The sequence below is a fragment of the Sporomusa aerivorans genome (assembly GCF_041428895.1).
Classification (GTDB): domain Bacteria; phylum Bacillota; class Negativicutes; order Sporomusales; family Sporomusaceae; genus Sporomusa; species Sporomusa aerivorans.
Genome location: NZ_CP156926.1, coordinates 4979710 through 4998716, shown reverse-complemented (window position 1 = coordinate 4998716; position 19007 = coordinate 4979710). Strand labels below are relative to the sequence as shown.

At 49.1% G+C, this 19007-nt stretch carries 18 protein-coding genes and 2 riboswitches; of the genes, 14 read left to right on the top strand and 4 right to left on the bottom strand.

Annotated elements, in window-relative coordinates; translation table 11 throughout:
• Positions 1–155: 155 nt before the first annotated feature.
• The 5 genes from SATMO3_RS24090 (at position 156) to SATMO3_RS24070 (ending at position 6439) form a co-directional block, all read left to right on the top strand.
• The gene (locus tag SATMO3_RS24090) at positions 156–2273 is read left to right on the top strand and encodes a xanthine dehydrogenase family protein molybdopterin-binding subunit (protein ID WP_371372441.1); all 2118 of its coding nucleotides are present in this window, start codon (positions 156–158) and stop codon (positions 2271–2273) included.
• Complete coding sequence (locus SATMO3_RS24085; protein ID WP_371372440.1) at positions 2270–2737, top strand: (2Fe-2S)-binding protein; 468 nt, start codon at positions 2270–2272, stop codon at positions 2735–2737. Before SATMO3_RS24090 ends, SATMO3_RS24085 begins: the two co-directional genes overlap by 4 nt.
• A complete protein-coding gene (locus SATMO3_RS24080; protein ID WP_371372438.1) occupies positions 2731–3552 on the top strand; it encodes a xanthine dehydrogenase family protein subunit M in 822 nt (273 codons plus the stop codon). Before SATMO3_RS24085 ends, SATMO3_RS24080 begins: the two co-directional genes overlap by 7 nt.
• Positions 3553–3607: 55 nt before the next feature.
• Positions 3608–3709: riboswitch (purine riboswitch) on the top strand.
• A 233-nt stretch (positions 3710–3942) separates the two neighbouring features.
• Positions 3943–5262 (top strand): amidohydrolase family protein, encoded by a 1320-nt coding sequence (locus SATMO3_RS24075; RefSeq protein WP_371372436.1) that lies wholly within the window; start codon positions 3943–3945, stop codon positions 5260–5262.
• 77 nt (positions 5263–5339) lie between these two features.
• A riboswitch (cyclic di-GMP riboswitch) is annotated at positions 5340–5423 on the top strand.
• Between the two features lie 110 nt (positions 5424–5533).
• Entirely contained in the window at positions 5534–6439 is a 906-nt protein-coding gene (locus SATMO3_RS24070) for a diguanylate cyclase (protein ID WP_371372434.1), read from the top strand.
• Between the two features lie 149 nt (positions 6440–6588).
• Here SATMO3_RS24070 and SATMO3_RS24065 read toward each other — a convergent pair whose 3' ends face one another.
• Genes SATMO3_RS24065 through SATMO3_RS24055 form a run of 3 tightly spaced genes read right to left on the bottom strand, consistent with a single transcriptional unit; the run spans position 6589 to position 10721 of the window.
• Positions 6589–8130, bottom strand: coding sequence for a PepSY-associated TM helix domain-containing protein (locus tag SATMO3_RS24065; RefSeq protein ID WP_371372432.1), 1542 nt, complete (start codon positions 8128–8130; stop codon positions 6589–6591).
• A gap of 11 nt (positions 8131–8141) precedes the next feature.
• Positions 8142–8501: a hypothetical protein gene (locus SATMO3_RS24060; RefSeq protein ID WP_371372430.1), complete on the bottom strand. Its 360-nt coding sequence runs from the start codon at positions 8499–8501 to the stop codon at positions 8142–8144.
• Positions 8502–8516: 15 nt separating this feature from the next.
• Complete coding sequence (locus tag SATMO3_RS24055; RefSeq protein ID WP_371372428.1) at positions 8517–10721, bottom strand: TonB-dependent receptor; 2205 nt, start codon at positions 10719–10721, stop codon at positions 8517–8519.
• A 461-nt stretch (positions 10722–11182) separates the two neighbouring features.
• Here SATMO3_RS24055 and SATMO3_RS24050 point away from each other — a divergent pair, with 461 nt between their 5' ends.
• Complete coding sequence (locus SATMO3_RS24050; protein WP_371372426.1) at positions 11183–12010, top strand: helix-turn-helix domain-containing protein; 828 nt, start codon at positions 11183–11185, stop codon at positions 12008–12010.
• A 48-nt stretch (positions 12011–12058) separates the two neighbouring features.
• Here SATMO3_RS24050 and SATMO3_RS24045 read toward each other — a convergent pair whose 3' ends face one another.
• The gene (locus SATMO3_RS24045; protein ID WP_371372424.1) at positions 12059–12826 is read right to left on the bottom strand and encodes a serine hydrolase; all 768 of its coding nucleotides are present in this window, start codon (positions 12824–12826) and stop codon (positions 12059–12061) included.
• A gap of 127 nt (positions 12827–12953) precedes the next feature.
• Here SATMO3_RS24045 and SATMO3_RS24040 point away from each other — a divergent pair, with 127 nt between their 5' ends.
• The 8 genes from SATMO3_RS24040 to SATMO3_RS24005 all read left to right on the top strand — a co-directional run bounded on the left by SATMO3_RS24040 (position 12954) and on the right by SATMO3_RS24005 (position 18963).
• Entirely contained in the window at positions 12954–13952 is a 999-nt protein-coding gene (locus SATMO3_RS24040) for an aldo/keto reductase (RefSeq protein WP_371372422.1), read from the top strand.
• A gap of 24 nt (positions 13953–13976) precedes the next feature.
• Complete coding sequence (tsaA, locus tag SATMO3_RS24035; RefSeq protein WP_371372420.1) at positions 13977–15059, top strand: tRNA (N6-threonylcarbamoyladenosine(37)-N6)-methyltransferase TrmO; 1083 nt, start codon at positions 13977–13979, stop codon at positions 15057–15059.
• A 60-nt stretch (positions 15060–15119) separates the two neighbouring features.
• On the top strand, positions 15120–15482 hold the full coding sequence (locus SATMO3_RS24030) for an arsenate reductase family protein (RefSeq protein WP_371372418.1): 363 nt from the start codon (positions 15120–15122) through the stop codon (positions 15480–15482).
• A 186-nt stretch (positions 15483–15668) separates the two neighbouring features.
• Complete coding sequence (locus SATMO3_RS24025) at positions 15669–16535, top strand: MBL fold metallo-hydrolase (RefSeq protein ID WP_371372416.1); 867 nt, start codon at positions 15669–15671, stop codon at positions 16533–16535.
• Positions 16536–16559: 24 nt separating this feature from the next.
• A complete protein-coding gene (locus SATMO3_RS24020; RefSeq protein ID WP_371372414.1) occupies positions 16560–17399 on the top strand; it encodes a site-2 protease family protein in 840 nt (279 codons plus the stop codon).
• Positions 17400–17500: 101 nt separating this feature from the next.
• Positions 17501–17932 carry a hypothetical protein gene (locus SATMO3_RS24015; protein ID WP_371372412.1) on the top strand — a complete coding sequence of 144 codons (432 nt, stop codon included), beginning with the start codon at positions 17501–17503 and terminating at the stop codon, positions 17930–17932.
• Positions 17933–18290: 358 nt separating this feature from the next.
• On the top strand, positions 18291–18680 hold the full coding sequence (locus SATMO3_RS24010) for a secondary thiamine-phosphate synthase enzyme YjbQ (RefSeq protein WP_371372410.1): 390 nt from the start codon (positions 18291–18293) through the stop codon (positions 18678–18680).
• A gap of 1 nt (position 18681) precedes the next feature.
• Entirely contained in the window at positions 18682–18963 is a 282-nt protein-coding gene (locus SATMO3_RS24005; RefSeq protein ID WP_371372408.1) for a DUF503 domain-containing protein, read from the top strand.
• The last annotated feature ends 44 nt before the right edge of the window (positions 18964–19007 follow it).

Sequence of the window (19007 nt, the reverse complement as noted above, 5' to 3'; positions counted from 1 at the left end):
CAACAGGCAAGTTCTTTTGATAAAGAATTTGCCGAAAATTCAGCCTCCATTCTATAATGGTTTTAACACAGAATTGTTGAAATATTATGGAATAGGAGGCTGCTCTGTTTTACATAAAGACCGACCTTTATTGCTTGATGTGTGGGAGGTGCGATATGGAGAAGATTAGTGAATCAATCAAGAAAAAAGATCATGATGCCAAGATCAGCGGCCGTGCTTTGTATGTGGATGATCATGTAACAGATGGCATGTTTTGCGGTAAGCTATTACACTCTGCCCGGGCTAAAGCCCGCATCGCAGCTATTCACCTGCCTCAACTGCCTGAAGAGTATTTTATTGTGGACAGAAACGACGTAGCCGGCATCAACCGTGTGCATATTGTGCTTGATGATACCCCGGTGTTTGCTGAGGATACGGTGGAGTATGTCGGTGAGCCGATCTTAATGGTTGTCGGGCCTGAAGGCAAAGAAGTAGAGAGAATCCTGCGCGAGATTGTTGTAGTATATGAAGAGCAGGAACCCCTCTTTGATATGCGCAAATCAGATGTCGCCTTTTTTAATTATAACTATGCCAAAGGCGATATCGACAAGGCGTTGGCTGAGGCAGACCGGGTTTTAATTGAGACCTTTCAGACCGGCTATCAGGAACAGGCGTATCTGGAAACCCAGGGGATCATTGCCTACCCGCAGGACGGACGGATGACAGTCCGCGGGTCAATGCAATGTCCCTACTATGTGCATGGCGCGGTTGCCAAGGCCATTGGCTGTGACGCCAAGGCTGTCCGGGTTATTCAGGATGTCACCGGCGGCGGGTTTGGCGGTAAGGAAGCCTTTCCTTCCATTCTTGCCTGCCAGACGGCGGTGGCGGCCATGAAGGCCAACAAGCCGGTTAAAGTGATCTATGACCGCCGGGAGGATATGGAGTTTACTTCCAAGCGGCACCCTTCCATCTGCACCTATAAAGTAGCCATTAAAAACGGTGAAATTACCGGCATGGATATTGATGTATTATACAATAGCGGCGCCTATACCACTCTGTCGCCCGTAGTCTTGCAACGGGGCCTGATTTGCGCCAGCGGCGTATACCGGGTCGATAATCTGCGTGTTGCCGGGCGGGCCGTCAAGACCAATACTGTGCCGTCAGGCGCCTACCGCGGCTTTGGCGCACCGCAGACGTTTTTTGCAGCCGAAATGATGATGGCGCACGTTGCCCGTGAACTGAGAGTAGATTCGTTGGAACTGAGAGAAAAATATATGGTGAAACAGGGCGACGCTACTTCCACAAGCGGCAAATATCATTTCCCTGTACCGCTGCCGGCAATGATTGCGCGAATGGATGCAATCACCGGTTACCGAAAAAAACGCCGGCTGTACAAAAAGCAGACAGGACGTTATCGCAAGGGAATTGGCCTGTCGCTGTTTTTCCATGGCTGTGGCTTTACCGGCAGCGGCGAGCGGGATTACATAAAAGCGGTGGTGCAACTGCGGAAAAACGCCGACGATACGGTGGAGGTGCTTGCCAGCAATACCGATATCGGGCAGGGCTTAAAGACAACCTTCAGCAAAATTGTCGCCGATACGCTGGGGATTGCATTTGACCGGGTGCATATTGACAACCCGGATACCGACCTGGTGCCTGACTCCGGTCCGACTGTCGCCAGCCGGTCGCTGATGATAGTCGGCGGTTTGCTGGAGCGGGCGGCTGCCAGGCTTAAAGCCGGCTGGCGTGCCGGTGAGGAGCAGCTTATTGAGGAACGTTACGTGCAGCCTGAGTTTCTCATTCCGTTTGACCTGGAAAAGTTCAAAGGGGATGCTTATCCAACCTACTCCTGGTCTGTTAACATTATCGAATTGGAGATCGATACCCTTACCGCCACCCACAAAGTTATCGGCGCCTGGGGGATCTATGATGTTGGCGTGCCCATTGACCTGAATATTCTTCATGGTCAGATGCAGGGCGGCCTGATGCAGGGAATAGGCTACGCCTCGATGGAGCAAATGGACTATAATGATAAAGGCCTAATTCGCAATAACAGTTACAGCGATTATATCGTGCCTACGGCAGTAGATGTTCCCAGGCTGGTTACTGAGTTTATCAATAATCCGTATCCGTATGGTCCTTACGGGGCAAAAGGCGCCGGCGAATTACCGGTTGTCGGGGTTGCTCCGGCCTATATCGCAGCCATGGAGAATGCTCTGGGGATCAGTATAAATAAGATACCGTTTACACCGGAGGATACCATGAAGGTTTTGCAGGAGGCGAACAAAGCATGATAAAATTCGTTCTTAACGGTCATGAGGTTACATCTACTGCAAAAGCCAATGAACGGCTGCTCGACGTACTCAGAAATGAGTTTACCCTTACCGGTGTGAAATGCGGCTGTAAAGAGGGAGAATGCGGCGCATGTTCGGTTATTCTGGATGGGAGATTGGCTAATTCCTGCATGGTGGCCATGGGGCATGTCGCCGGCAGTACGGTTATGACCATCGAGGGGTATCGCGAAACAGACCGCTTTGCGGTGCTGGATAAGGCCTATGCTTTGGTCAGCGCGGTACAGTGCGGTTTTTGCATTCCCGGTATGATGCTGGCATCCGAATGTATACTTGCCCGGAATCCCAACCCTACCGAGGATGAGATCCGGATAGGGATTTCCGGCAATCTTTGCCGCTGCACCGGCTATCATGCCATTGTGGAAGCTATCGGCATTGCCGCCAAGGAGGGAAAAGGGTTATGGTAAATGGTTATCAGGCAGCCTCTCTAGAGGAAGCTTTGGCTATCCTGGGACGGGAGAGCACGGTAATTCCTTATGGCGGCGGGACCGATTTAATGATTGAAGCGGATGATAGTGCCACTTATCTGTTCCTCAGCAAAGTTCCTGAGTTAAAAACGATTACGGAAGACCGCGGCTGCATCCGTCTTGGCGCGGCCTGCACTTTTACAGAAATTATCGAGAGTGGACTGGTTCCCTCACTTTTAAAAGAAGCCGTTTCCCAGATTGCCGCGCCGGCTATCCGCAACCTGGGGACGATTGGCGGCAATATTTGCAATGGCTCACCCAAAGCAGACAGCGCGCTGATTTTTATGGCCGCAGATGCCAAACTGCGTCTTGGCAGCACCCGGGGCGAACGGGTAATGCCTATCAGCGAGTTTTACCTGGGCAGGAAGAAAACAGCGCTGGCGGCCGATGAACTGCTGGTCGAAATTCTTATGAACAAAAACGGACTTGACAATTATTATTACAAAAAAGTCGGGGCCAGGGATGCGTTGGCCATTTCCCGGGTGTCTTTCGCCGGCATCCTTAATGTATTCGCAGGTAAAATCGCCAGCTGCAGGACGGCCTTCGGGGCAGTCAGCGATGTCATCATCAGGCGGGCCAATATTGATGCCATGCTGGCAGGTAAGACACTGGCCGAGGCAAGGGCACTGAAGCCTGCGTATCTAGCCGCTTACGACCAGGCTATCGTCCCGATCCGGGGCAGGATTTCAGCCGAGTACAGAAAAGCTGTATGTATGAACTTACTGCAGGATTTTCTTGCCAGCAAAGGCGTCTGACAAGGGCGAAGAAGGCGCTGGCCTTCCGCGAAGGCTGGCAATAAGCCAAAACTAATTGCATAATCCTAAAAATTCTTGTATATTTTTGACGATATGGGTCAAGAGTCTCTACCAGGTTGCCGTAAATAACCTGACTATAAGAATAGGTCTTTGTGCACCTATTTTTATAGCCAGGTTTTTGCTTGCGGGGACAAGCAGCCGAAACATAACAAGAATTAATTCTCCAAATTCGAATTCACGGGAGAGGGTTTATCTTGCTGGAAACAGAAATGAAACAGACGGTCTTAGTCATAACCAGTCTCTTGATGGCAAAAAATAATGTATGTGTTATCAACAATTTTCGCGGTTCATCTATATATGAAATAAGCAGCGGGTTGGATTGGAGTTTCATTGTATTGGACGAAAGGATTGAAGATGGTGCTGGGAAAAGACATTGCAATCATAAAAGGTAATATAGCGTTTACGCCTAGTTTCGGCCAACTGAATATTGCCGAGAACAGCTTTGTGGTTATTCAGGGGAAAAAAGTTAAGGGGATTTATCGCGCACTGCCGGCTGAATACCGGAATATACCTGTAACAGATTATCAAGACGCCTTGATCATTCCCGGCTTTGTCGATTTGCATTTCCATGCGCCGCAGTTTGCCAACAGAGGGCTGGGTTTTGATCTGGAACTCTTGCCCTGGCTGGAGAACTATACGTTTCCCGAAGAAGCAAAATTTCAGGATGTAACGTATGCGCAAGCCGTGTATAAAAAGGTAGTCTCGGCGCTATGGCAATGGGGCACGACCCGGGTAGTGTTTTTCGGCACTATTCACAAAGCAGCCACCGCCAAGCTTATGGAACTGCTGGCAACGGCCGGTCTGGGCGGCTATGTAGGCAAAGTAAACATGGATAGGAATTCTCCCGGGATTCTCATGGAAACAACCGGACAATCGTTACTCGATACCGAAATGTTTATTAAAGAAACAATTGGCAGGTATGAACTGGTAAAACCAATTATAACGCCAAGATTTGTACCTACCTGCTCGCCGGAATTAATGAGTGGCATTGCCAGACTGGCAATGCAGTACAACTTGCCGGTTCAGTCACATTTATCGGAAAACACAGGCGAGATCGCCTGGGTTAGAGAACTGCATCCCGAATGTCAGAATTATGCCAGTGTCTATGATCAATTCGGCCTGTTTGGCAAGCAGCCGACCGTTATGGCTCACTGTATTTACAATGATGATGCCGAGCTGGCGTTAATGGCCAAAAATAGAGTTTATGTGGCCCACTGTCCCTATTCGAACAGCAACTTGGCTAGCGGGATAGCACCTGTCAGGAAATGTATTGAGCAGGGAATTCCCGTAGGTCTGGGCTCTGACGTCGCCGGCGGCCATGAGGTAGCGATGAGCAGGGTCATGTCCATGGCTATAGAGGTTTCCAAACTGAAGTGGCTGGCAAGCGGTAAAAAGGAGAAATTCCTCACTATACCGGAAGCCTTGTATCTGGCGACCAAAGGCGGGGGAAGCTTTTTCGGCAAAGTAGGCAGCTTCGAGGCAGGCTACGATTTTGATGCCCTGGTTATTGACGACAGCAGCCTGGAGGTGGCGGCAAGCAACCGGTATTCGGTAGAGGACCGGTTGAGCAGGTTTATTTATATAGGCGATCATCACAATATTATCGCCCGTTATGTTGCCGGTAAAAAAATAGAGAAACCTCAATTCTAAACAATAATTATCGTACAACACGACTTATTTCGACATTTTTCTTATCTGCTAGTGATTAAAATAGTAGCAGATAATTTAAAATGGACAGGCAAACCTTCCGAAAGGATGGGACGCAAAGCCATGGGTCTACAGATGTTTTCTAAGATTGCCAGGTTGCATCATGTAAGTAAATGATGAACCGGGCATTTTTATTTTGCTAACCATATATATGAAATTCCAATAAAGATCTCTCGTAGCTGGCAATAATAAGGAATTAAGGAAGGAAAAAGACATGGATCCGGAAAAACAAACCGTCCTGATTGTTGATGACATGAAATTCAGCAGGCATTTGTTAAAGTCTTTATTGGAAGATGACTATTATGTGCTATGCGCCAGCTCAGGGCGGCAGGCCCTGGAGTTGATCATGGCGCAGCCGGTCGATCTGGTTCTATTGGACATTATCATGCCTGATATGGACGGTCGTGAACTATGCCGGCAACTAAAAAGCGATCCTGTCACCCAGGATGTTGCGGTTATTTTTATTTCTGTTAAAGATGAAACGGAAGATCAAATGCAGGGATTCGCCCTGGGGGCGATTGATTATATTACCAAAAATACCGCACCCGCAGTTGTACAGGCGCGGGTACGGTGTCATCTTGAGTTGAAAAAACAGCGTGACAGACTGGCTAAATGGTCTTTCACCGACGCGCTTACCGGTATTCCCAACCGGCGGTATTTTGACGAAACGCTGGGAAAGTTATGGTGTTATGCGTTGCGCAACCAGGATCTTTTATCATGTCTGTTAATCGATATTGATTTTTTTAAGAACTATAACGACAGCTACGGTCATATGGAAGGCGACCATTGCCTGAAAAAGGTGGCCGGGGCCGTACAGGCGGCTCTGCTACGGCCCATTGACACAGCGGCCCGGTACGGCGGTGAGGAATTTATCGTGCTGATGCCTTCAACTCCTTGCGCCGGCGCAGTCCGGGTAGCTGAGAGAATTCAGGCCAATATCCGTGAACTGCGCATAGAGCATCGCCTCTCGGGGGTTAGTAACCTGGTTACAGTCAGTATCGGTATTGCCACCCTTAAACCGGATAGGCGTTATGATCCTGCGGTCTTGATAAAACGGGCGGATTTTGGACTCTATAAGGCCAAAAACGAAGGACGAAACAGGTTTGTTATTATCGAATAGGGAGCGGGTTAAGCCGTAGGTTGGTTTCCTCTCGTATCTATTAAGGGCAGTGCGGGTTTGGTCGGCCAGAAGTAAATAAGCTACGGCAAAGGGCTGTGCTGAAACAAGTGTTTCAGCACAGCCCTTACAAGTTATTGCCTGTACGAGCGTTAGCGTGGCAGGCTTATTTCAATTTGCCGGTCGGTTTTCGCCGGCGGTCTTGCTGCAAGCCGGCGGGCAGTGACAGCCAATACGACTCCCAACAGTAAGGCTGTTAAATCGATGCCGGCGGTCATCCAGTCGCGCGCTGCGATTGCCGGCGCCAGCCCAACCTTGGTTGTGAGGGCATTGATCAGCGGCAACCCCAGGCAAAGCAATGCGGCGAAGCCTGTTTGCTCCGACCAGGCGCGCTCTGGCGGGCGCAGCAGGGCGTGCAGCAGCATAATGAGCCAGACACTGAAAAATACCGTAATTTCTCCTTCAGACCGGTTGGTCATTGCCTGCGGCAATAACCGGTTGGCCCATAAATAGGTAATGCAGGCAATAACACTGCCCATGATGACTGTGATGTTCAGGGCTTCGGCGGTACGGTACATAACATAGGTCAACTGGTTGCTGCGGGCGTAGCGGCGGCGCCGCTTCACCGTAAAGAAAATGAGGCCGGTGGCAATCATAGCGGAGCTGATCAACCCGGCGGCAAAATACAGCCAGCAGACAGGATAGCCGCCGAATCTGCCAATATGCAGCCCGACCAGGGTGCGGTAGGCTGTAACATATTTATTCCAGGTGGCCTGACTGCCAAGCAGTTCGCCGGTAACACCGTCAAACGACGCCTTGGCGCTCATGGCCACAACTTCACCGTCAACAGTGCGGAAAAAAGTGACCACGGCCTGTCTGTCGCCAGGATTGGTAACGCGGACGTAGGCTATGCTGTTTTTGCCCAGTTCGGCTTCCGCTTTTGGCAACAGTTCTGTCAGCGGCAGCAGTTTTCCCGGCTGATTGCTGCGGGGACGCTCAAAGTTTGTCGACGCTACCGCCGCCGGTCCTTTCCAGGCGCTGCCGTATAATATCTGCGGAACGGCTGTGCTGAGCAGAAAGAAGGTGATTGTCAGGCCGGTATAGGTGATAAGTATTACAAAAGGCAGGGTCAGCACACCTGTCATGCTATGGACATCAAGCCAATTGCGCCGCCAGCGCAGGCGGAAAAAATCCTTAAACACCTGACGTCGAATGGCGACTCCCGAGACCAGGGCGGCCAGCATGACAACCGAGGCTAAGCTGACAAGCCACATGCCGCTTTTGCCGCTGTGCAAGTCATAATGGAAACGCGCAAAGAACTCCCCGCCTTCGGTTTCCGGCGCTTTTATTACCCTGCCGGTCTGCGGATTTATCTGCTTCTCCAGGGTTACAGTATCTTTTTTCCAGATGATGGTCAAATCAGGATGGCGGTTTTGCGGCATGGCTATCATCCAGAGGTCGGCCCGGGGCGCAAACAGGCGCAGGCTTTTATCGGCAGCGGCTGCGGCCTGCAGCGGCTCTGCCTGGCTGCTGCGGACATTGGGCTGCATCCAGTGTGTTATTTCCGGCTCAAATACCGCCAGGGTACCGGTGAGAAAGATAATAAATAACAGCCAGCCAAATACTAAACCGCCCCAGGTATGCAGTTCACTCATCGCCAGGGTAAAACTTCTGTTTGGTTTTGCTTTGTCCATACGACTCTCCTTTATCTTGACAAGACTGCGGCCAGCGCCGGCAGGCTGCAAAATAATGTGGCAATCAGTATATCACGCCAGGCACGCTGCGCGCTCGGAGCGGCAAATGACCAGAGCAGCGCAGCCAGGGAAATGAAAGCCGGCAGCAGTGCTAAGAAAAACAGGGTATCGACTTTAGGCCAGGGCAAGCAGAGCGCCAAAGTCGCCAATATACCGCTAGTCAGCGCATAGCCGCCGAAAACGGCGGCTAGAATGCGAAGGCAGATTTGCGTTTGTTTATACTGTAAGAACATATTAGCTTCATTCAGTATAGGGGCGAAACCGGCATGCTGCAGCAGCCGGCTGAGGTAATTCTGCAAAATTCTATTCATGACTATACGCTCGCCTTATAGATTCCAGGTTGCCGATAATTTGTAGGTGCGGGGCCCGCCCAGCGTGGCATAATACTCGCTGCTGAAACAACCTGCCCAGTAGTGTTTGTCAAACACGTTTTCCACACCAAGCCGGAAGGTAACCGGTGTATCATTAATGACGGTTTTGTAGCGCGCACCGATATCATAACGCACCCAGCTTGGAAGTTTTAGCTTGTTCGCATTATCGATATACTGGGAACCGGTATATACCGCCAGGAGAGAAAGCGTTAAATCCTTATTCCACGGCGTGTCCCACTCGACGCCGGCATTCATTGTCCATTTAGGTACGCCAAACGGGGTATTACCGTTGTTGGCGCTGATATTAGAACGGGCCAGTTCGCCGCGGGTATAGGCAATTCCGCCTAACAGACGGAGGTTTTTCGCTATACTGCCGAAGGTGTTCCATTCAACGCCGCGATTTTTCTGTTCGCCGTCATAGGAGTAGATATTGTCAGTAGTCATATAACTGGGCATGTTGATTTGAAAAAAGGCCAGCGTATTGGCGAAATTTCCCTTGTCCCATTTAATACCGATTTCCTGCTGCTTGGTTTTATACGGCGACAGTACTTCATTGGCGTTATCATACGTTACACCCACCACGGCTCCGGGTGAAAGCGCTTCAATATAGTTGGCGTAGAGTGACACCGAATCTCCCCATGGTTTGACTACGAGGCCAACCATCGGCAGAGTCGCGTTGGCGTCCTTAGTAGGAGTTGACGTGGGTGCGCCGGTGGCAAGGGTATTGGCATATTTATAGCTGGTCTGGTTCACATTTTGCCGCCGAGCCCCTAAGGTTAACTGCACTTTGTCTTCATCAAAGGTAAGTGTGTCGGCCAGAAGATAGCTGGAAAGCTCGGTAACAAGGGTCTTGTTGCCTTTTGCCGGCGATGCCAGGCTATTATAGTAATCGGCAAGCGAGACAGGGTTATAAAGGTTCGTTACATAATTACCGGTGCCGGAAGTATATGCATTGGAATAATCGGTATCCTGGAAGCTTGCCCCTAAAACGAGCTGATGTTTTACCGCACCGGTCTGATACGTGCCGCGCAGTCCAAAATCGGCGGAAGTAGTGTCAGTCCAGAAGTATTGCTTAAAAACATTCCGGGCCTTTACTGTTCCATCCGGGGAGAGATTCACATGATTGCCGTTGATGAGGCCGGTGGCTCTGGACGATAGTTTGCCGATGCCGGCATACGCGGTTAAATTATCCCGGATGTCATATTCGCCCTTAAACAGGACACCATTATTCCGTGTTGTAGCTGACGTTCCTTTATACACATTGGTTGAACCGTCCGGAGCGTCTGGTGCTGCCGCAAACGTTTTGGGTATGTTATACATGGAAGTGGCTCCATTGTCATAACTTTCCTGTGAACCGTAGGCATCCAGGGATAGCCGCCATTTGTCTTTTCGATAATCCACTCCCAGAGTGCCCAGCAGCCGGTCTTTGGACTGGCCGTTGACTTCGGTGTCACCGTCTGCATAGACGCCGTTGAAACGAATGCCCCATTCTTTGTTTTCGCCATAGCGGCGGCCAATATCAATATGACCGCCCAGGTGGGACGAGGAGGTATAGCTGGTGGTAAAGTTCGTGATGTCCTCCTCGCCGGCGCGTTTGGGCACCAGGTTGACGGCGCCGCCCACCGAAGTGTTTACACCGCCGTAAAGAAAGGAACTGGGACCCTTAAGCACTTCCACCCGTTCCAGAAATTCAACCGGAACATGGTACTGCGGCGCCAATCCCGACATACCGTTAAAGTAGAGATGCTGATAATTTACTTCCAGCCCGCGGATCATATAGTTCTCATTGTTATGGCCGGTGGAGGTGGTAAAGCGGACAGAGGGATCATTAATGAGGACATCATACAGCGTACTGGCCTGCTTATCTTCCATGGTCTGGGCCGTATAGCTGGTAACATTAAACGGTGTATCCATAAAGTCCTTATTGCCCAGGACGCCAAGATTTGCCCCGCGGGCCACCTGTCCGCCGGCATATACCGGCGGCAGAGAATGGTCACGGCTGGCGGTGACTTCAATTCCCTCCAAAGTGAATTCATGCTGCCCGGCCGTTTCCGCCGCATTCTCGGCATATGCAATTGCCGTTGTGTGCCAGAACAGGCTGCTGCCGATCAGGGCATACAACAGCCTTTTTCGGGCTAGCGATTTTTTTTGTTTCTTCATGCCATTCGACTCCTTTGTTACAGCTTGTAAAAGATAACCGCTCCCGTATGAATTATAAGTACAGATTTTACAACAGTGAGAATAGTTATCAATAATATCTAATAGAATAGCAAGAGTAAGCAGCGGAGTAAATGGAGAAATTTCTAAATTGGCCTAGATTTTTTTCTAATAATACCGGCGCCGGCTAGGTTATACGCCAGATTTTATTGACAAGAACTGGGCATAAATTTATAATAAACTAGAAATGATAATCAATATCAAAGGGCGGCTGACTGCCGTAATCCGTTTATTTATCCTCTGACTAACCCTCTCTAAGACTCCCCCTTCTGTAAGTGGGAGTAAGAGCGGATAAGTCCCGGGATAAGGGCAACTAACCTTCAGATGGGGTTAAAACCCCACCTGAAGCTTAGTTTACTTTATAGATATTTACAACGGGAAAAGAAAGGAGGCTAAGATAAACTATGAACGTCAATCTTAATCAATTGGCCCGGTATTATGCTAATATGAACGTTACGATCATTGATCTGATCAGAGCCATTGTGCCTCCTGGCAGGAAATATGCCGGTGGTAATACGCCTCCTTTTTCCGCCTGGATTTTTCCTTTACGCGGGCAGGCCCGGATGTTTTTTAACGGTGTTCCCTATGAAATGGAGTATGGTAAGATTTTTCATGCCGGGCCGAATCTGCCGCTGGAGAAAGAAGTATTGGGACAGTCGGAGTGGGATTATATGGTCTTGCATTATCAGGCCGTTGGCGCCGGCAGCGGGACAGTGCCATATGAACTGTCCCATTTTGAACTCGAGACCGGTTATAATACACGGATCAGCGATTTATTGCAACGGCTGCAGACCTGCTGCTCATTGCCTGGCAGCTTGCTTGAACTGCGGGTTAAGTCACTTTTTTTCAGTATTCTGGATGAAATTCTGACCAGCGCCGTCAACCGGCGCAGCGAGAGTGGACGGCTACTTGTCGAGAAGGCTATGGAGTATATCGGCAGACATTATATGGAGCCGATTACCATACCAAAACTTGCCGATCAATATGGCTTGAAGAGTAAACAGTTTGCTTACTTGTTTCAGAAATATACCGGTATGGGGCCCAATGAATATTTGATTGAGCACCGCGTTCTCCGCGCGAAGGAGCTCTTAAGCACCACCGAAAGTTCTGTCGCCGATATTTCAGCCTGTGTCGGTTATTCTGACCCGTATTATTTTAGCAAGCTGTTTAAAAAACGCACCGGCTTTTCGCCCAGCATGCTGCAAAGCTGCTCAGAACAAAGTAAAGACTGATATTATAAAGGGGGCCGCCTCATTTTACTTGAGGCAGCCCCCTGATTGTTAACGGCGCAGCGCATTATATAATTTTGCCGATACATTGGCAATAAAATTGCTGGAATAGCTATGATCGGCTGTACGGGTGTAGAAACTAATCAATATCGGGTCGTGGCCGTCCTGAACGACACCGACATCGCACAACACATCATCCAGTTCGCCAACCTTGTGATATACCGGTACTTGCATATGGCGGGGAATTTCATCATAAAAAATGGTATTGGCCAGATTGTTTTTTAACCGCTTGACTTGGGATTTATCTATGTATTTCTCGTTATAGATTGTTTCAATAACCTTGGACATTTCAAAAGGTGTTGTCACACTGTGATAACCGTACTTTTTATAGGCCTGCTCATCATGGATCTCGGTTTTTCTCAGGCGTAAATCTTTTTCAACTTTATCAAAGGTATTTTTGCTGCTGGCATCAAACTCATTAAGTAGTGCCTGAAAAGAAGTATTGTCACTGACTTTGATCATAACGTCTATGTTCTGATCGTATTGAGATTTCTTGTAGGCAGGCGCTTTCGGATAAAGGTATTTGTAGGTTGCCAGCGCTACAATCAACTTACTGGTGGAAGCAGTGGGAAAAATATTATCCTGGTTATACTGAATTGTTTTGCCTGTTTTCAGGTTCTTGGCGTAGACGCCGACTTGTCCGTTAAATTGTTTTAAATCGTTATTGATTTCTTTTTCCAAAGCCGGCGCTGCAGCCACTGTTGCCGCTGAAAACAAAAAAGCGATAGTGGTGCAGGTTGTGATAAGTTTTTTTAGCATAGTATTCCTCATTTCGGGTTTGATAGATCTATTTTATCACAAATATACCACTATTAGGGTAAAATAGTGGTATAAATTAGGCTGGAGAGTTATTCCAGAAATGCTGTAGTAAGATTGGAGGGACAATATGAAGTACAAAATTTTAGGGAAGACAGGCGTCCTGGTTTCTAATCTTTGCCTGGGAACTATGACTTTTGGCAGTGAGACGGACGAAAGGGAAGCCGCCCGCATGTTTGGCAAGTGCCGGGATGCCGGTGTCAATTTCTTTGACTGCTCGAATAATTATAGTGAAGGCCGCGCCGAAGAGATTCTAGGCAAACTTATTGCCGATTGCCGGGATGAGGTCATAGTAACGACCAAAGTGGCGCAACGGGTGGGCAAGGATGTCAATGCCCTGGGGACATCCCGCCGTCATATCCTGCGTTCGGTTGAACAAAGTCTTGGCCGTTTAAAAACAGACCGGATAGATCTTTATTTTGTTCACTACTTTGATCCCTTCACGGCCATGGAAGATACGCTGAGAGCCCTGGATGATTTAGTTAGTCAGGGCAAGGTGCTGTATCTGGGCGCCAGCAACTGGGCTGCCTGGCAGGTTGCCAAAGCCCTGGGGATTTCCGCCAAAGACGCACTGGCCCGGTTTGAATGTATTGAACCCATGTATAACCTGGTGAAGCGGCAGGCCGAGGTTGAACTGCTGCCGCTGGCAGCCTCGGAACAACTGGGGGTTATTGCCTATAACCCGTTAGGCGCCGGTTTACTAAGCGGCAAGTATTCAGGCGGCAATCAGCCGCCGGGCGGCAGAATTGTTGAGAAAGAGCAATACAGCAAACGCTACGGTGAGCCCCTGTACTACGAGATTGCCGAACGCTTTGTCAAATTTGCCGGACAGTTAGGGGTAAGCCCGGTAACGCTGGCTGTAAGCTGGGTTGAATCCCACCCGGCCATTACCGCTCCTATCATCGGCGCCAGGAATGCCGAACAACTGGAAGCTTCACTGGCTGCCGCCGATTATCTGATGAGTGATACATTGCGCGGGGAAATTGCCGCTTTGTCGGTCGCGCCGGGAAATGCCACAGACCGTTTGGAAGAGCAACTGGAAACCAAGTATTTGCTGCGTAACAGGTAATAACTGTTTTATAGAGGTGAGCGTATGATAAGTTACAAGCCGATCGGCATTATCCGGTCTCCCTTTAAGGAACCGAAAGGAACACCCATACAGGCAGCCGCGGCCGCAGATGTGGCCGGCATCATTGAAGTCGGTCCCGAGTATGCCGCAGGCCTGAAAGATATTGCAGGCTTCTCGCATCTTATTTTGCTGTACCACTTCCATTTGGTCAGGGAGCCGTCATTAGTAGTGAAACCTTTTCTGGACAATGAACCGCATGGTATTTTTGCCACGCGGTCTCCTGCCCGGCCCAACGCTATTGGTTTTTCGATAGTGCGGCTGGCGAAAGTTGAAGGCAACAAGCTTCACATCAGGGATGTTGATATTATCGACGGAACCCCTCTTATAGATATAAAACCGTATGTAGCCGAATTTGATGTTCGTGCAGACGTTAAGTCCGGGTGGTTTGAAAGCAATGTTCACAAACTTTCCTCGACCAAGGATGACGGCAGGTTTGTCGGCAGTTATGAAGTGGAAACGCGGGTTTATTTTGCTGATCAAAAAGAGGCCTATGCTGCCGTACCGTTTTTAAAGCAAAGTTTGCACGAGAGGTTTGAGTGGGAAACGGCGACATATGGCTTAGATTTGTTTAAAGCGGGAAAACTGCTCAGGGTATCGGTAATTAACCGGGGCAATCAGCAAAAAGTATTCTGGGGCTGCAAAGGACCTGATATCGGCAAACTTTACAATATCCGGCTTGAACAGGATGAAGAGATTACCGGCGGGGTACAGGCCAGTTCGATATTGGCATCGCTAAAAGGGCCGGATGTACCGGTTGCTCCTGACAATATCGAGCAGGTATTGGCATCCCTGGGATACGAAAAATTTATGTCCTTCGCCGGGACGAACTGGACAGGCAGTTATGAGGGTGTGGCGTTAAAACTCATGGTGTGCCCGGCGCTGCCCTATCCGGTCCTGGTAGAGTTCGAAAAGACAGCTTGTACACCGGCAGAGGCGTTCGAACAGGAACAGGAATTGCAGGCCTTTGTCGCCAGGTTTGGTCTTGAAAAGCGGGTTATAAAAAAAGAACCTCCTACCCTCCTGTATGAGAGTTGGCCGCCAGTGTAGAAGCTAGAAAATAGTACAGATGGACTAGATAACAATCCAAACCGGAGGAGATAATGAATTATGAGCAAAAAGAATTTATTTATATGTTACCCCAAATGCACCACTTGTCAAAAAGCGCAGAAGTGGCTTGATGCCCAAGGGATCGACTATGAGTTAAGAAATATTAAGGAGGACAAGCCGACCCTGGCCGAACTAACCGCATGGCATCAAAAAAGTAATTTGCCTAGCCGTAAGCTATTTAATACAAGCGGACTTTTATACAAATCACTGGCGCTAAAGGACAAGCTGCCAACCATGCCGGAAGCAGAGCAGCTTGTTTTGCTGGCGACTGACGGCATGCTTGTTAAACGGCCTTTGTTGCTTACCGCCGACAAAGTGCTGGTTGGCTTTAAGGAAGCCGAGTGGCAGGATTCCCTTGCCTGATATAAATCTCCGAACAAAACATGGGGACAGGGATAGTGTTTTTGCCTGTGGGGGAATACCTTACAGGCAAAAGCGGAAGTCGGGTGCCGGCGGTGGAGCGTTGCAATGCACGCCCGCCTGTGCCGGCGAATTCTTTGCGACGGATTATAGATGCAGTATATGCAGCAATAAAGGGTGATTAATTATATGGAGCGAATTATCGATGTTACAGGCGGACAGGGCGGAAAAGCATTTTTACTTGTGGGCAAGGAAAAAACAGCATTAATGGATTGCGGTATGGCTTATTGCGCGTCCAGTCTTATCCAGAACATTAAAGAGGCCATACCTGCAAGACCGCTGGATTATATTATTATCAGCCATTCTCACTACGATCACATTGGCGCCATTCCCTATTTAAAGGATGAGTGGCCTGCTGTTAATGTACTTGGTGCAGCTTATGCCCAGCAAGTACTACATAAGCCGAATGCCTTAAAAACCATCCGGCAGCTTAGTATTCAGGCTGCCGAATTTTACGGAGCAGCCCAACCTCTCCCCTACGATGATGCCAAGCTGAAAGTGGATCGGATTATTAAAGACGGCGATACACTCAGTTTGGGCGATATGCACATAACTGTGGTTAAAACAACCGGGCACACCCAATGTTCATTAGCGTTTTTCATTAATAACGAAATACTGTTTGCAAGTGAAACAACCGGGTGTTTGAGCAGTTCCGGGCGGATTTACCCCGCCTTTATCATTAGTTGGGCTGATGCCATTAACTCGATTACTATATGCCGGGAGCTTAATCCCCGATTTATCTACTCGCCTCATTACGGGCTGGTGAGCCAAGCGGATACGGCTGATTACTGGGATAAATGCCTTATGGCTGTGTGTGAGACCCGGGATTTTATTCTGCGTCTAGCCGCTCAGGGGTATGATCAGGAACAAATCTTAGCCGAGTATGAACGGGTATTCCGTAATGAGGAAAGCAGACGGGAGCAGCCAATAAACGCATTCCGCCTGAACACGCAAAATATGATCAAAACAGTCTTGCGCGAAGCACAGACAGGTTAAATTACAGCGAATTGAGGGAATGTCTTGAATAGAGAAGATGAGTTATATGAGCGCGCGGATAATCCTCCAGTTGCCCCCAAGCGACCCTGGTATAAACGGATGGGCTTAGGCGGACTGGTGGCCGCTTTACTGGCGCTGACGAAGTGGAAGACCATCCTGAGTTTTCTGCAGGGAATATTTGTGTTGTTTAAATTCAGTAAGTTCGGGGTTACCACCTTATCTATGCTGGCAACCATCGGTATTTATGCCTGGTTTTACGGTATTTGGTGGGCGGTGGGCTTTGTCTTGCTTATTGCTGTGCATGAGAGCGGGCATATGATTGCCGCAAGACAACAGAACATACCTGTTACCGCACCTGTTTTTATTCCTTTCCTGGGGGCGTTGATTGGCCTGAAGGAACCGCCTAAGGATGCGGCGACAGAAAGTATTATTGCCTATGGCGGTCCGCTGTTTGGTCTGCTGGCTGCCGCTGCCGTCCATACAGCCGCTGTTGCGTTCAATTCCCCGCTTCTTTTTTCTTTAGCCTTCACCGGATACTTCCTTACACTTTTTAACCTTATACCGGCCTCGCCGCTGGATGGCGGGCGAATTGCCGGAGCCGTATCTCCCTATATATGGTTTTTAGGTGTGCCGTTGATTGGTTTACTGCTGTGGTTTAGTTTTAGCCCGATTTTAATTCTGATATTATTCGGCGCCGTCCACCGGGCCTGGGAGTTTTGGCAGCATCGCAGTGATGAATATTATACTGTCGACCCGGTATTTCGCCTGAAAATGGGGATTGCCTACCTAGCCCTGCTGACAGTAAGCGGTTTATTAACTTATGAGGCGCATAATATGGCCGAGGCGCTGCGCCCGCGGTTATAAGCTGGCCGCAGGAAACCGGCTGCCAATTATGTTGACTGCACAGTCAAATGGTGTATAATCAAATATAGTAGAAATACTAAATTTGTTATGGGGGAAATTACATGAAGAAAAAGCTTATTGTTGGATTGATGCTTGTTTCCTTGCTGTCGGTTTCCGCTGTTCCTTTGTCGCAGGCCTTTAGCCTTGGTGATGTTTTAAAAGTCGGCGGTATCGGTTTTCTTATCGATAAATTTTCAACACCGCTGAATAATTTCATAAACCAACTGACCTTTAAACACGGTGCGGGAACCGAATATACCACAAAGGTGGTTCCTATCGTTTCTGTAGGCAATAAGGGCTACATAGGTGCGGCTCAGGTTACCGGGCCGGAGGAATTAGTCGATAAAACGAAAGCCGTCATCCAGCTGGAAGGCAACTTTAACGGCAGTACCTTCCGCGTTAAAGCACTGCTGCCTATTGACAGTACTAATCCTGTCAACTTTTCCCGTGTGCAGGGCGTAGGTGTATCAGCCATAATTGATATAAAAATATAATAAGCTGACAGATTCTTCGGCCCGGCCATAACCGCCGGCAGGGCTAAACAGCGCAACCAATACCTGTTTTTAAAGACTGACGCTATTTTTCTGGCGTCAGTCTTATTTTATCCTGATAGAAAGTATAACTTTCGCCTGGATAAGGGCAATATCGGCTTCCGCTTTCGCCAAAGGCTCGGCGCAAGCCGTGTTTTCTTTAACAGGAAATATATATGCTCTTAACCCAAGGGCCTAGCAGGGGCTTGACTTTTTTCTTGAAGGCGGCAGGTATAGCTGCCTGCCGGCAAGAAAGCATATAGATAACAGTCAGCTTAAAAAACTTAACGGACTCTATACGAAGCGCAGAGGGGTGAAAGCGATGGAGCAGTTTTCTCTGAATACGCCGGCGGAGGGATTTATTGATATAACTGCCCGGATACGGGAATATGTCCGGAGCAGCCGGATTCAGCAGGGAATTTGCCAAGTATTTGTTCCGCACACTACGGCGGGTATAACCGTCAATGAAAATGCCGATCCGGATGTGGTAACAGATATGCTGGCAGCACTCGGCCGCATGGTTCCGGATTTGCCATATCGCCACTGTGAAGGAAATTCGCCGGCCCATATAAAAAGTTCGCTGGTAGGTTGCTCGGTTACGTTGCCGGTTGTGGCGAGTAATTTGGTCCTGGGCACCTGGCAGGGAGTTTACTTCTGTGAGTTTGACGGGCCGCGCCGGCGTGATATCTGGGTTCAGGTTGTGGGTGGCTGACATGCATGTTATGGTAGGCTCCATTGAACTATTATTGCCGGGAGCGGGATCCTTAAAAGAAAAACGGCATGTTGTAAAAAGTATTGTGGGCAGAATCCGGTCACGGGTCAATGCTTCGGTGGCGGAAACCGAATTTCAGGATGTCTGGCAGCGGTCTGTAATTGGCGTGGCCATGGTAAGCAGTGACAGGCAGCTGCTTGACAAGCAGGTTAGTATCATCCGTACTATTGTTGACGACAATGCAGCCGCCGAAACTGTGGAGTTTCTGTTTGAATATGTGTAATACGGCTGGTTGGGCGTGTTTCTACATTAAATAACAGGGTGGAG